The 13,695-nt window shown below is 35.7% G+C and carries 13 protein-coding genes and 1 other annotated feature; of the genes, 4 read left to right on the forward strand and 9 right to left on the reverse strand.

The genetic code is table 11. The annotated features are described in order from the left end of the window. Nucleotides 1-48: 48 nt before the first annotated feature. The 4 genes from speE to metK are packed head-to-tail and all read right to left on the reverse strand — an operon-like array spanning nt 49 to nt 4,005. Nucleotides 49-903 carry a polyamine aminopropyltransferase gene (speE, locus tag PVA17_RS13510; protein WP_274067987.1) on the reverse strand — a complete coding sequence of 285 codons (855 nt, stop codon included), beginning with the start codon at nt 901-903 and terminating at the stop codon, nt 49-51. Beyond that, on the reverse strand, nt 903-1,337 hold the full coding sequence (speD, locus tag PVA17_RS13515) for an adenosylmethionine decarboxylase (protein ID WP_082172725.1): 435 nt from the start codon (nt 1,335-1,337) through the stop codon (nt 903-905). The genes speE and speD overlap by 1 nt, the downstream gene beginning before the upstream one ends. Continuing rightward, a complete protein-coding gene (locus tag PVA17_RS13520; protein WP_274067988.1) occupies nt 1,334-2,830 on the reverse strand; it encodes an aminotransferase class I/II-fold pyridoxal phosphate-dependent enzyme in 1,497 nt (498 codons plus the stop codon). The genes speD and PVA17_RS13520 overlap by 4 nt, the downstream gene beginning before the upstream one ends. Continuing rightward, entirely contained in the window at nt 2,830-4,005 is a 1,176-nt protein-coding gene (gene metK / locus PVA17_RS13525; RefSeq protein WP_248719107.1) for a methionine adenosyltransferase, read from the reverse strand. Before metK ends, PVA17_RS13520 begins: the two co-directional genes overlap by 1 nt. Before the next feature lie 911 nt (nt 4,006-4,916). Here metK and PVA17_RS13530 point away from each other — a divergent pair. Together PVA17_RS13530 and PVA17_RS13535 are read left to right on the forward strand one after the other, a co-directional pair. After that, the gene (locus PVA17_RS13530) at nt 4,917-5,594 is read left to right on the forward strand and encodes a GntR family transcriptional regulator (protein WP_274067989.1); all 678 of its coding nucleotides are present in this window, start codon (nt 4,917-4,919) and stop codon (nt 5,592-5,594) included. Between the two features lie 27 nt (nt 5,595-5,621). Continuing rightward, complete coding sequence (locus PVA17_RS13535; protein ID WP_274067990.1) at nt 5,622-6,242, forward strand: sterol desaturase family protein; 621 nt, start codon at nt 5,622-5,624, stop codon at nt 6,240-6,242. A gap of 196 nt (nt 6,243-6,438) precedes the next feature. On the opposite strand, the gene PVA17_RS13540 is transcribed toward PVA17_RS13535, so the two are convergent. The 4 genes from PVA17_RS13540 to PVA17_RS13555 form a co-directional block, all read right to left on the reverse strand. Next, complete coding sequence (locus PVA17_RS13540; RefSeq protein WP_274067991.1) at nt 6,439-6,852, reverse strand: GNAT family N-acetyltransferase; 414 nt, start codon at nt 6,850-6,852, stop codon at nt 6,439-6,441. 76 nt (nt 6,853-6,928) lie between these two features. Continuing rightward, entirely contained in the window at nt 6,929-8,155 is a 1,227-nt protein-coding gene (locus tag PVA17_RS13545; protein ID WP_274067992.1) for an MFS transporter, read from the reverse strand. A gap of 63 nt (nt 8,156-8,218) precedes the next feature. Beyond that, nucleotides 8,219-8,483 (reverse strand) — a binding site (T-box leader). Nucleotides 8,484-8,704: 221 nt separating this feature from the next. Then, entirely contained in the window at nt 8,705-9,277 is a 573-nt protein-coding gene (locus tag PVA17_RS13550; RefSeq protein ID WP_274067993.1) for a hypothetical protein, read from the reverse strand. Between the two features lie 100 nt (nt 9,278-9,377). Beyond that, nucleotides 9,378-10,253, reverse strand: a complete 876-nt coding sequence (locus PVA17_RS13555) for a tyrosine-type recombinase/integrase (protein WP_274067994.1) — start codon at nt 10,251-10,253, stop codon at nt 9,378-9,380. 365 nt (nt 10,254-10,618) lie between these two features. Between PVA17_RS13555 and PVA17_RS13560 the strand changes: the two genes are divergently transcribed. After that, the gene (locus PVA17_RS13560) at nt 10,619-11,413 is read left to right on the forward strand and encodes an enoyl-CoA hydratase/isomerase family protein (RefSeq protein ID WP_132362390.1); all 795 of its coding nucleotides are present in this window, start codon (nt 10,619-10,621) and stop codon (nt 11,411-11,413) included. A gap of 48 nt (nt 11,414-11,461) precedes the next feature. Here the strand turns inward: PVA17_RS13560 and PVA17_RS13565 are convergent, their stop codons facing one another. Continuing rightward, a complete protein-coding gene (locus PVA17_RS13565) occupies nt 11,462-12,277 on the reverse strand; it encodes a hypothetical protein (RefSeq protein WP_274067995.1) in 816 nt (271 codons plus the stop codon). Between the two features lie 220 nt (nt 12,278-12,497). Between PVA17_RS13565 and PVA17_RS13570 the strand changes: the two genes are divergently transcribed. Further along, nucleotides 12,498-13,673, forward strand: coding sequence for an aminotransferase class I/II-fold pyridoxal phosphate-dependent enzyme (locus PVA17_RS13570; RefSeq protein WP_132362396.1), 1,176 nt, complete (start codon nt 12,498-12,500; stop codon nt 13,671-13,673). Nucleotides 13,674-13,695 lie beyond the last annotated feature (22 nt).

Genomic DNA, 13,695 nt, shown 5'->3' on the forward strand with positions numbered 1-13,695 from the left:
CTGGTTTATATTCCTCTTACGTAAGAGTAAGCTTTTACGTTTAAAGGTTTATTCATCGCGATCAAGTGCTTCTTTCACAAATGTAGGAAGTGCGAATGCACCAACGTGTAAATCTGTATTATAATATTTCGTTTTTAGAGTAAATTTGTCCCAAGCATCTACTTGAATATCTTTAATTGGATGTAATGCTTTTGAAGCAAATCCGAATAGCCAGTGTCCTGATGGATACGTTGGCATATGGAATTGATATACGCTTGCGATTGGGAAAATACCTTTAATTTTTTTATGTGCTTTACGCATGTTTTCTGCATACTCCGTGAAGTATGGTGATTCGTGTTGGTTAATTAAAATTCCTTTTTCATTTAATACACGGTAGCATTCTTTATAAAAAGCTGTTGTAAATAAACCTTCACCGACAGAAATTGGATCAGTAGAATCTACTAATATTAAATCGAATGATTGATCCGCTGCGTTTTGAACGTAAGCTAAGCCATCATCGAAAATTAATTTCATACGAGGATCCTCTTCGACACCAGCAGCTGTAATTGGAAGGTATTTTTGGCTTAAACGGAATACTAACTCATCGATTTCAACCATAACTACTTTTTCTACTGATTCGTATCGTAGTACTTCACGAGCAGTACCACCATCACCACCACCAATAATTAATACCTTTTTTATATCTGGGTTAGTCGCGAATGCTGGGTGTGTAATCATATCGTGATAAACGAACTCATCTTTTTCATTAACCATCATCAAACCGTCTAACGTGAAGAAAGTACCAAACTCTTCACTTTTATAAAAATCGATTTTTTGGAACGGAGATTGTTCACTATGAATCTCTTCGTTGTATCCGATTGAAAATTTACAGTTATCGCTCCATTGTTCTGTATACCATTTCATTAAATCACGTCCTCTAATACTTCTTGTTTCACTAAAATTGTATCAATTTCTTGTTCTGCAAATTGGCGAATTTTATCTGCCATTCCACGTGGTACTTCAAATGATTCTGTCTTTTTCGCTTGCAGTTTTTGTTCTAAATATTCTGCTGCCTTCCAAGGACTTACTGAGTCGCCACAAGTATAAACATCTACAGAGGCAAATCCGTATTCTGGCCAAGTATGAATCGTTAAATGGGATTCAGCAATAATTACTGCACCCGAAACACCATATGGGTTGAAATGATGGAAGCAAGATTCTACAATTGTTGCCCCAGAATAGTCAGCAGCTTCATTCATAAACTGCTCAATTAATGCATTTTGCTCAATAATTTCACTTGGGCAACCATAAAATTCAATTAATACGTGTCTTCCTAATGTTGATAATTCAATGCTCATTTATTTGTCTCCCTTACGACTGTAATATAGTTTTCTTCTTTCGTTTCGAACAGAACATTCCCAAAATTAAGAAAATAGAAGTTATATAATTCTACTACTTCCTCTGATATAACTTCACCAGGGATAATTAGTGGTATTCCCGGTGGATAAATCATTAATGAATCTGCACTAATTCTACCTACCGCATCATAAATTAACATTGTTTCTGTTTCAGCATTACACGCCTGTTGCGGTGTCATGGCTAATTTATTAATGTGATTCGCTGTCACATAAGCTGACTGAATCGCATCTTTTTTTGCATGATTAAGTTCAATATCTTTTAATGCATGTACTAATTTACCGATTGTTTCATTCGTATCAACATGACTAATGACTGCCATTATGACATATCCTTCAGCAAGTTCTATTTGAATGCCGTACTGTTGTTTCAATATTGTGTAAACTTCGAAACCAGTTAAACCGAGATCGTTCACACGAATAACAAGTTTCGTCCAATCATAGGATTGATTAAAATTTTGTTGTACATAGTCAGCTTTTAGCACTTCATAGCGTGAATTATGTTCAATTTCTTCAATTGCCGTATCAACAATTGACTTTAATTGGCTATAACGTTGTTGTCCATACACCGCTAATTCTCTTCGTGCTACATCTAAAGAACTCATTAATAAATAATTTGCACTCGTCGTTTGCAGCATATTTAATACTTTTTGCAAATGCTTCGAATCGATTCGTTTTTCTTGTAGCAATAGAAGCGAACTTTGTGTTAATGAACCCCCTGTTTTATGCATACTGACCGTTACTGCATCGGCACCAGCACTAATGGCATCGTTTGCATCAGGTAAAAATGTTAAATGCGCTCCGTGTGCACTATCAACAATAACTGTTACATTTTGTTCATGTGCAAGCTTACAAATTTCTTGCAGTTGATTCATCGACCCAAAGTATGTTGGATACGTTACAAGTAAAGCTTTCGCTTGTGGATTTTCTGCAAGTGCCACTTTTACATTTTCAACTGATATTCCGTGTGCAATACCAAAATGTTGATCAACTTCAGGTTGAATAAATACTGGTTTTGCTCCGCTTAATATAATGCCGTTCATCACTGATTTATGGCAGTTGCGAGGTACGATCAACGTATCCCCCTGTTTACATGTCGCTAAAATCATCGCGAGAATACCTACAGTAGTGCCATTTACTAAAAAGTAAGCGTAGTCTACATTAAACGCTTGTGCAGCTAATTGTTGAGCTTCTTTAATAACCGATTCCGGATGACTTAATAAATCAAGTTCCTTCATCGAGTTTACGTCCATTCTTAATGTCATTTCTCCAAGCGTCCATTTTAATGGGTTATCATGTAGCCCCATTTTATGACCAGGTACATCAAATGGCGTAACATCTTGTTTAGTATAATTGACTAAAGCTTCAAATAATGGCATGCGGTCCTGAGTGGCTAAAAATTCCGCTGTAGCCACTCGATCTTGCACGCATTGCATTATTGTCCCATAGCAACTGTTAAAAGTTGCTCTATTTCAGAAACTTTGTCTGTTTTTTCCCAAGTTACGTTGACATCACTACGTCCAAAGTGACCATAAGCTGCAACTTGTTGATATTGTGGTTTACGTAGATTTAGCATGTTAATAATGCCAGTTGGCGTTAAGTCGAATAATTGACGAATCGCTTTTAAAATTTCTTCTTTCGCTACTTTTTCTGTACCAAATGTTTCTAAAGCGATACTAATTGGTTCACTTACACCAATTGCATATGATAATTGGATTTCACATTTATCTGCCAAGCCTGCTGCAACAATATTTTTTGCAACGTATCGCGCTGCGTAAGCCGCTGAACGGTCAACTTTTGTACAGTCTTTACCAGAGAATGCGCCACCACCATGACGAGCTGCGCCGCCATAAGTATCAACAATAATCTTACGTCCTGTTAAACCTGCATCTCCGTGTGGTCCGCCTACTACGAAACGACCAGTTGGATTAATTAAAATTCGGAAGTCCTCATTCATACCAAATTGCTTCGCAACAGCTTTAATTACATTTTCTGTAACGTAATCAATGAATGCTACTCGGTCAAAATCATCATCATGTTGGATTGACATTAAAACAGTATCAATTTTAGGTTGCATACTATCCGTATAATCAATGGTTACTTGTGATTTCATATCTGGTCGAGCCCATTTGAATTGACCATTTTTACGTAACTCAGTTGCACGTTTGACAAGCATATGTGCCATTTCAATTGCTAAAGGCATATAGTTTTCAGTTTCATTCGTCGCAAAACCGAACATAATACCTTGGTCACCTGCACCTACTTCTTTTGTATCGCTTGAAGAATCAACACCCATTGCGATATCAGGAGATTGCGTATGTACTAAAACTTGTACATTGCAGTTATGACCATCAATGCCGAACTTATCATCTGTGTAACCAATGCCGATTAGGGTATTACGGGCAATTTTTTCGATATCTAGTTCTGCTTTTGTAGTGATCTCTCCACCAACAATTACTGTGTTTGTAGTTGTGAATACTTCACATGCCACACGTGATAGCGGATCTTGCGATAATGCTGCGTCTAATACTGCATCTGAGATTTGGTCTGCAATTTTATCTGGATGTCCTTCCGAAACAGACTCCGATGTGAATAATACTTTTTCTGACAATTTTAACTGCTCCTAACAATTATAGATTTTTAGGGCATAAAAAAAAGCTCACCCAATTTTAAGGAAAGCTTCGAATACTATCAGCTGCTGTTCCTCTTATTGTTCACAAAAGTTTAATTTTGTGCTCAGGTTCGGCCCACTGGATTTAATTCATAATGAACTAAATTGTTTGGCCACCGTATCTTCGACCCCTCGTCTCAACGGTTATTAATAAGAGCTATATTATTATGCTGAGACTCATATTAAGTCATAAACATTTGAGTGTCAATTTATTTTTTTATAATTAATCGCTATGAAAATTATTCATTTACTCTTTTGACCTAAAAATTACTAAGTGTAACGTTTTGCAATGAATTAATAATTATTATAAAAAATGAATAATAATGCACTCGGAGGTATTTTATATTAATAATAGAATGAACTCCTATTAAATTTGCTAATAGATACGTCAAAATAACATATTGTACACATAAAAAAATTCAGATCATCGAGGAATATATAGGAATTTTTTAGGACTTTTATTGATAGAAATCATTAAAATTTCTATAATTCAGAATATTATTTTTGGTCAGTTATAAGAAGCCCCTGACGATTCTTTCAATCCTATATGGTGTGTTGATCGACTAAATTTTAACTATAATTGTTCCACTAAAATATTTTTTCTCTTTACAACCACTATGGCCCTCAAAGCTATGGATGAGAATTTCATTTGTCTTAGCGAAGGCTGATTTAATACTCTTCCCTCCTACTATTAATTATTTGATGCAAATAATTATCTACAAAGTATTTTACTGGCTTGTTGATAATCCTTTTTATAAATACCATTGACAGAAAATTCAGACTAGATATATAATTTTTGGTATTACCACTGTATTTAATTTGTATTACCACAAAGCAAAGGAGGCGAGGATGTGAAAGAAAAGGAACGCTCCTCAGATAAAATTGAAACTGAATTAATTAGATCGATATTGGCTGGCGTTTATTCTGTAGGAAGTACTTTACCGCCGGAAAGAGAGCTTGCCAAAAAATTGGGTGTTGGTCGACCAACTATTCGGGAGGCTCTTCAACGTTTAGGAAGGGGTGGATGGATAACAGGGAGAAAAGGAATGCCTGCGGTTGTAAATGATTATTGGCGCAATGGGAATCTAACGACGCTTGTTAATATTATTGAGAATCATCATACCATTACAGATGAATTTATCATGTACTTATTAGAATTAAGAAGTTCTTTGGCTCCGACTTATATTCGTGATGCTGTCACGTTTAATCAGCCTAAAGTAGTTGCTCTTCTTGCCAATCTAGAGCGCCTTGAAGATAGTGCTGAAAGCTATGCAGCATTTGATTGGGATTTGCAAAAGAGATGTGCTGACCTTGCAGTCAATCCAATCTTTCTACTCATTTTAAATAGCCTCGATTCCATTTATATGGATATGGCAAAAAGATATTTTTCTGAAAAAGAACATCGTGTGTTGTCCTTCAACTATTACCACGACTTATTAAACGCTGCATTAAAGGGAGATGCAATGGAAGCAGAAAGGCTGTCTACGTCAACCATGACGAAAAGCTTAGCACTCTGGAAAGATAGATAAAAATAACGAATACTGGAGGCGTGATAAATGAAATTGAAATATTTTAAAGAATATTTTTCCTATCCTGATATATTAATCATGACCTGTCTATTCCTTATTAGTTTTGGATTGATGATACTACATTTAACGTCTATCGGAATTTTAGGTGTTTTTATTCTAGGAATGATTATGTATTCCTTGGCTGAGTATGTTACACACAGGTTTCTTTTTCATCTGAAACCACCAAAAAGTGCATTTTTGTTAAAAATGCTTAAACGTTTACATTATGACCACCATTCAAAGCCGAATGAATTACATTTATTATTTTTACCTTTATGGTATAGTGTGCCGAACATTGCAATTGCAGCAGCCATTTTTTATATTTTTTCATCTAGCTTTGTAATGACAAACGCATTTATTGCAGGTATCATGCTCTTTTTATTATTTTATGAGTGGAAGCATTATATCGCGCACCGCCCCCTTCGGCCAATATCTCCATGGGGACGTTGGATGAAAAAAGTTCATTTATGGCATCATTTTAAAAATGAAAATTACTGGTATGGTGTTACGAACCCAGCCTATGATTTTATCATGGGTACCTATAAAAAACAAAAGGATGTTGAGCAAAGTAAAACTGCTAAAAATTTAGAGAAACGCGGCGACAACTAGAAAAAATAGAATGAAAAAATATGCCTTGTAGGAGGCACTTTAGGAGCGATTGAGAAAGTATGACAAAAGGACTTGTGTGTTATTTTACTCACAAGTCCTAGATGAGAATAGTCCTCTACTTACTTAAATTTCTCCGTATCACCTCGGTCTGCTTTAATAAACTAACCTTATTCAGCGTTCTCATTACAATTGAATCTTAAAGTTTTTTTGTATAATAGTATCGCTTACCCGTTAGCGGATAATCATTGAGTACAAATTCTTCTTTATAGCCTAGCTTCACGTAAAAATCAGGTGCTTGAAAACTAAAAGTATTGAGGAAGGCATATTTGCATCCTCTATTAATAGCAATCTTCTCAGCTTTACGCATCAATTCCGTACCAATATGCTGTCCACAGAGTTTTTCACTTACCCATAAATACTCTACTTCTAACCAATTTCCATGTGTATCACCAATCAACCCCGCAACTCTATTTCCTTCTTCATCGTCTACAAAAAGACCAATATCTTTTACTAACTTATCTTCAATGTTATTAAGATTGTATTTTAATAACTCTTGAAAAATATGTTCTTTTTCTTCTTCAGTGACTTTTTCAGATTCAATGTATTTCATTTATTCTCCCCCTTTATACGATTTTAATTTAATAAATTTCCTAATACCTTTATTCATCACTTTTGCCCTTTTTTAATTAACTGTTTAAAGAAGAAGCACCTTCTTTAAAATATTCCTGCCGTTTTGCACCTGATACAGCTTTTAATGCCAATAACCCTAATAAGAAGAAGGAAAATGAACCTATTAACCCCACAGGACGGATTGAAGTTAATTCAGCAGCTAAACCTATTAAAACCGTGAAAGCAACAATGAAAACTGCCTCAATGACACTAAAGATGCTTCCAAATCTTCCCATCATTGTCACAGGGACATGATTTTGGTAGAAAGTTAAATACCCTGTATTTGCAAACGTTACAGCAAAACCGATTAAAAATACACCAGGCACTGCACTAATAAAGCCACTCGAACTGTAAAGTACTATATAACCTAGTGAAGTAAAAATGGTACCAATACCTATTAAATGATTAACTGCAAGTTGTTTTGAAAATACGGAATTAATAATTGAGCCTATTATTATTCCAGCTCCAAAGACACTTAATAAAAACCCATAATTGGTGTCTGATATTGAAAGTACGCCTTTAGCAAAAGCTGCCTCGAGAGAATCTATTGCAGTCATGAATAGAGTAGTGCAACAAAATAATACATATATTTTTGTAACATAGATATTGTCCTTACTGAACTTAAAAACAATTCGAACATCACTTTTTATCATATCCCATGTAAATCTTCGCCCCTCTATCTCTTTGAGTCTTGAATCAACATTAGGCAGCATCATTATAATAAGTGCTGAAATAAATAAAGCTACTGCATTTACATGAATGGCAGTATAAGGAGTACCCATCCAAAATAAAATCCCAGCAATAGCAGGACCTATTAGTGAACCACAAGAGTTGATAAAACTACGTAGTGCATTAAAGCGTTGCCGATCTTGTTCTGGTATAAGTTTAGTCATATAAACCATAGATGTAGGTTGAAAAATAGCACTTCCCATATTAATGATAAACGCTAGTACATAAACATAAATAAGTGAAGGTAAAAATGGAATTAACGCAATACATATTGCTCGGAAAACGTCTAACCCCATCAAAAGTCGCCGTGTATTTACCCGATCAATTAAACTACCTGACCAAGCATTAGAACATATAGTTGCAATTGGACTTAGTATATATAATAAAGCAATTGCAAGCGGGGAACCTGTTTCGTTCAATATTATTAAATTCAGTGCAATTAGGTAAACCCATGCACCCACATTTGAAATGCCTATTCCTCCTAATAGTATTAAAGGATATTTCCATCTGGACATAATCACCACTCCTATTTTATTTTTTTAAAAACAAAATAAAAAACTCACCCCCAAGATATTTATCTTGGGGGCGAGTCATATCGCGGTGCCACCCCAGTTTCATTTCTACATTGCTGCAGAAACCTTATCGAGTACGGCTTTGTGAATAAATCACCTGCGATACTCTATCTCTATAACGTGAGAATACGTTGCATCATCATTGTTCCAATAAACAAATCCTATACACAGCTCAAAGGCTTGGTTCAACACATTTCCTAACCCTCTTTTTCAGCTACTAGAGGTCTCTGTAGATAGTACGTATGTTTACTCTTCTTTTCACAGCTTTTTATATGCAATTTTGTAAATTTTATACTATCCCAAACTAAAATTCAATACAAAAATTATGACCACTAATATTATTTCCATGGTAAATACAGAATTATTTACATTTAAAGTATCGGTGTTACAGAAGTTATTTGCTTCATGCATTACCATAACTAATCTTATTAAACTAATGTTTCGTTGCACAAGAAGCGATTGCTTTATTCAAATAAATGTGTATATTATCAGTTATACGACATTATTTCTCTCCCAAAATAAAATACCGCCGTCATCTGCAATTACAAAATAATTTCCACTAAATGAAAATCCATAGCAATACAAAAAACCTCTATAAATGCGAACACAATTTTTATTGTGTCCTTCGATCAAACAGTCCTCAAAGGCAGGTTGATAAATTATATCTTCACAAGGATAAAGAGGAGATACTCTTTGTAAACTATCCCCGAATTTATTACTGATAGGCAGTATACTCCCACCATATTTCCCTGCCAATTTAATCGATTTGTCTTCTAAAACGTCGAAACCTTTACAAATTAACAAAGTTTCATCTAAATCAAAGTCATCTGTATAATCTCGAGAAATTTTTTCTGCTTTTGCTAAATCTATAATCCCTCTACCATCGCTAGATACAACAAGTAATAAGTCGGATGATTCATCAAACCCAAAATATTCAAAACCACTAATACTAAAATTACCCCTAAAAGTCCAACCAACCGGGCTTTTAGCAATAGGTATTTGTTCTAAAATGCTATATGTATTTTTTCTATGTTTCTCAAATTCCCTACTTTTAAAGTAATCCATGATAACCTCCTTAAAAAATAATCAGAAAGCGTGCCCTTATTTTCCATTATTTTTTGTACACGCTTAATAGCAATTCAATAGACGAAACAAATATCCATCTTTATTCAAAACGTCCCTGTCTTTCAGTAAGCACCCATTTTCGTACATAGCCCATCTTTTCTTGAATACTTTCGATTGTATTTTCACTTTTAAATGCCTTTTGCATGACGGTATAGCGCAAATCCGTAGCTCTCACATTTGTACCGATATCCTTCGAAACAGTTTGGAAAATTCGCTCAATTGTTTTTGTTGAGATAGCTTTTGATTGACTCGCCTCGCTTACCCAAACCCATTCTCCTAGCTTATCTTCATGTAATTCCTCAGTTGCCTCTTTATAGTGCACCAACATGCCCATTAAAATTGGAGAAAGCTTTATTGCTCTACGCCCGTTTTGATTAGCAATGAAAACTACCGAAGATTCAAAATCAATATGAGACCATTTCATACAGACAAGCTCTGCTGGCTTACATCCTGTTTCCATGAGTAGTTGGACAATGCAGCCATTACGTCTTGCTAGCCAAGCATGCTCCTTTGTTTTAGCGTATTGAAAATAAGTTGGCCAGACATTCGCAATTTGCAGCAATTGTTTCTTCGTCAGTAATCTCAAAGCCTTTTTTTGTCTCTTTTTTGGCTGTAAAATGCCCTCATAGTCAAAGGGCTCTACCCACTCTCTTAAAAAGACAAAGTCAACAAAACCCCGTAAAGTAGCAATTTTATGATTAAACGTGTTGACATTTGCGTAGGTCTCTTTCAAATAATTACTATATATATATAACAATTCTTTTAAATGATGATCTACATTCAAGTAGTTGTTCTCATGAGCAAACGCTAAAAATTGCTGTCCATCTATATTGTATTGTTTTTTCGTAGCCGCACTTTTCTTCAAAGAGTTTAAAAGTAAAAAATAGCTATTCCATGCTTCCACTAGTGTGACCATCTTGTGCCCCCCTTAGTTACTGTGCGTGTTTTATTTTAGTTTACTATATTTTTGGGGCGTTAGTTAAAATTCATTTATTTAAATTATAATGTCGGATAATCTGTAGTATTTATACATGATCCCGCTTCCCGTGTTCAAATGCTTCTTTCAAAATAGGAAACAAATGATCTTATAGCAGTGTCCCACATCTTTTGTTTTCTTACAATAGTAATTTTCCGCACATTGTTGTAGGACAATTTCTTTAAAATGACCCTATTCTTGTATAACCGGGCTAATTTACATGAAAATTCGTATAATTTAGTGTTTATTGCTGTTTGTGTTATATAATAAGAGTATCAACTATACATGTAGGGGGCTTTTCAAGTATGCAAGTAAAAACAACTCGACTTGAAGCAGAAGACGCAAAAATTATTTATCAAGAAACGGCTGGACTAGCAATAATTACGATCCATCGCCCACAGGCTAAAAACGCACTAACAGCAAATATGTGGGATCAATTAGCAAAAATTGCCTTACAAGTATTAAATAATCCGAAAAATAAAGTATTGATTTTACGCGGCTCTGGTGAAAATTTTACGGCAGGTTCTGATATTAAAGAATTCAACGCCATATCCCTTGAAAAAGCCGAAGAAGCATTTGTACATATGGAAAAAACGATATCCACAATTGAGCGTTTACCGATTCCAACGATCGGCGTCATTAATGGTCCCGCAATGGGTGCTGGTTTAGAGCTTGCGCTAGCTTGTGATATTCGCATCGGCTCTGAAAAAGCAAAGCTCGGTATCCCTGTCGGTAAATTAGGGATCACTTTAAATAACAAATTTGCACAACGTTTAGTTCAACTAGTTGGCCCTTCTACGACGAAAGATTTAGTATTTACTGGTCGTATGTTTAAAGCTGAAGAAGCCTTCAAGATTGGCATGCTTAACTATTTAGTAACGGAAAAAGATTTAAATAAATACATGATTCGCATGGGTAAACTTGTTGCAGGGATGTCACCTGAATCTTTACTGGCTGTGAAGCAATCTGTTCAAGAATGCGTGGACAGTGTACCCACATTATGGCAAGGCTCAACACCGTTTGTCGGAAAGGATTTTGCGGAAGGCTGCCGTGCCTTTGTAGAAAAACGTCAGCCACAATTTACACGTCAATCAACATAAAAAAAACAGGTACTCTGCTCGCCAATTAGCGATTGGAGGTACCTGTTTTTAGTCTTTTCGCTTTAACGCTACCGACTTAATGTGAAGATGAATGGCATCTAATTCATAACCAAAATGCTTATGAAATTCCTCCTGTATCGTTTTTTGTAATGTATGCAATCGATCTGGTAAGGAATAATGAATAGGTAGCTTTAGCTGCAATGTAAACGTTGCTTGCGCTAGATCGCCTAATACGAAATGTACGTGCTCGACTTTCTGTACATTATCTTGCTTTGCACAGCAATACGTTAGTAGTTGCACATAAACATGCTTACTAATATCGATATACTCTTGTTGAAAATCAGGGCGAACAATTGTCGTCTCCCCTATTTTTTCACGCTTTGTCGAGAAAATCTCGATCCCTCTTTGAACGAGTCGTTTAAAAAAGTTTTGCTCGACTTGTCGATACGGTATAGGCATTACATGCTTCCCCTGCGTCTGTCGAATAAAGCGCGCTTTTGCAATTTCTTTTTGGGAACGCACATCCTCAACATAGTAATATTTATCGATAGGACCAAGCTCTAGCTGTCGAGCTATCGTTTTTGTCATTTTATCGGACGTGCCGATTAGTAAAATTGTCTGTACTTTATATGTATCGAGTGCGTTTTTTACTTCCTCGCAGTGTGTATCATCTGTAAAAATAGCACGACGAACGGCTGTTATCGTATTTTTCTCAAATTTTGCGGAAATACCCGCTACTTTCACACCATTAATAATAAGAAGACCATCATCAATAAGCGCCTCTACCCCAATTTTATGGGCGAAAACAAGTGCGCTTGTACTTTTCCCTGTTCCGCTTGGGCCACTTAAAGAATATACGTTCATGTTATACAGCTCCTTTCCATTTCATGATAGCAGAAACCTAACATTTTTTCCGTTAAAATTATTATTCCCAACATAAGTTAAATCATTTCGCTAGCCTAGGCACACATCTTCTTTTATTTAGAAATATATTCTTTTTTCAGAATAACTTTCCCTTTATGTGCTTTAGTATGATAAAATGTGAACTACTATTCTGTTATACAACTATAAGGAGTGTACTAGTTTGAAAATCGTACCATCTAAAAAAATGTCATTATTTACACAAGCAATTTTCGGAGATTTAAAAAATCATGCTAAACAACAGGAAGCTAAAGGCATGAAAATCATTGATTTAAGCTTAGGTAGCCCCGACCTTCCCCCAGACGCTAAAATTCGCGAGCATTTATCGTATAGAGCCGGTTTAGCAGAATCCTATGGCTATACCTTAACAGGCACACAACGTTTTTATGATGCAGTTAGTCGTTATTATAAACGTCGTAGCAATGTAGATTTAGATCCCGCATCTGAAATCATTCAAACAATTGGCTCTCAAGAAGGATTAGTACATTTACCAATCGCCTTTTGTGATCCAGGAGATATCGTATTATCCACAAATCCAGCTTACGTTGCCTATGATGCAGGAATTCATCTAGCAGGGGCAACACCTTACTATATGCCTCAAACAGCTGACAACGATTATTTACCTGACTTAGATGCTGTTCCTGAAGATATTGCACAAAAAGCTAAGTTACTAATTCTAAACTTACCAGGTAATCCGGTACCTGCAATGCCTTCAATAGCCTATTTTGAAAAAGTCATTGCATTTGCTAAAAAATATAACATCATCGTTCTACATGATGCGGCATACTCTGAGTTCTACTTTACAGGTGATGGCCCGATTAGCTTCCTATCCACTCCTGGAGCAAAAGAAGTCGGGATGGAAATTAACTCATTATCGAAAAGCTTTAGCCTTGCTGGTACACGTATCGCTTATATCGCGGGTAACGCCGAGATGATTTCGATTTTAAAACAATTAAAATCAAATTTAGATTTCGGTATTTTCGAACCAATTCAAGATGCTGCGGTCGTGGCGCTTGATAACGCAGAGGAAATTACAGCAAACCTACGTGCAATATTCTCAGAACGCCATAAAACATTAATGAACGGCTTACGTGAACTAGGATGGGATGCAGCCCCTTCTGACGGTGGCATGTTTGTCTGGGCAAAATATCCGTACGATATTGACTGCACAGAGCTTGCATTTAAAATAATTGAACAAGCTGGTATCGTGACAGTCCCTGGTACAGTATTTGGTTCAGCTGGACAAGGTTACTTACGTTTAGCTTTAGTACAACCGAAAGAATTGTTGCAGGAAGCTGTTGATCGTTTAGCACAAGTGCAAATTACATCACAGAAATAAACATATTAAAAAGATGAAAACC

This window comes from Lysinibacillus sp. CNPSo 3705, from assembly GCF_028674935.1.
GTDB lineage: Bacteria > Bacillota > Bacilli > Bacillales_A > Planococcaceae > Lysinibacillus.

What these genes read in the sequence shown, in the direction of transcription:
- speE (WP_274067987.1), bottom strand. Translation starts at nt 903, where the DNA reads ATGAAATGGTATACAGAACAATGGAGCGATAACTGTAAATTTTCAATC.
- speD (WP_082172725.1), bottom strand. Translation starts at nt 1,337, where the DNA reads ATGAGCATTGAATTATCAACATTAGGAAGACACGTATTAATTGAATTT.
- PVA17_RS13520 (WP_274067988.1), bottom strand. Translation starts at nt 2,830, where the DNA reads ATGCAATGCGTGCAAGATCGAGTGGCTACAGCGGAATTTTTAGCCACT.
- PVA17_RS13535 (WP_274067990.1), top strand. Translation starts at nt 5,622, where the DNA reads ATGAAATTGAAATATTTTAAAGAATATTTTTCCTATCCTGATATATTA.
- PVA17_RS13540 (WP_274067991.1), bottom strand. Translation starts at nt 6,852, where the DNA reads ATGAAATACATTGAATCTGAAAAAGTCACTGAAGAAGAAAAAGAACAT.
- PVA17_RS13545 (WP_274067992.1), bottom strand. Translation starts at nt 8,155, where the DNA reads ATGTCCAGATGGAAATATCCTTTAATACTATTAGGAGGAATAGGCATT.
- PVA17_RS13550 (WP_274067993.1), bottom strand. Translation starts at nt 9,277, where the DNA reads ATGGATTACTTTAAAAGTAGGGAATTTGAGAAACATAGAAAAAATACA.
- PVA17_RS13555 (WP_274067994.1), bottom strand. Translation starts at nt 10,253, where the DNA reads ATGGTCACACTAGTGGAAGCATGGAATAGCTATTTTTTACTTTTAAAC.
- PVA17_RS13560 (WP_132362390.1), top strand. Translation starts at nt 10,619, where the DNA reads ATGCAAGTAAAAACAACTCGACTTGAAGCAGAAGACGCAAAAATTATT.
- PVA17_RS13565 (WP_274067995.1), bottom strand. Translation starts at nt 12,277, where the DNA reads ATGAACGTATATTCTTTAAGTGGCCCAAGCGGAACAGGGAAAAGTACA.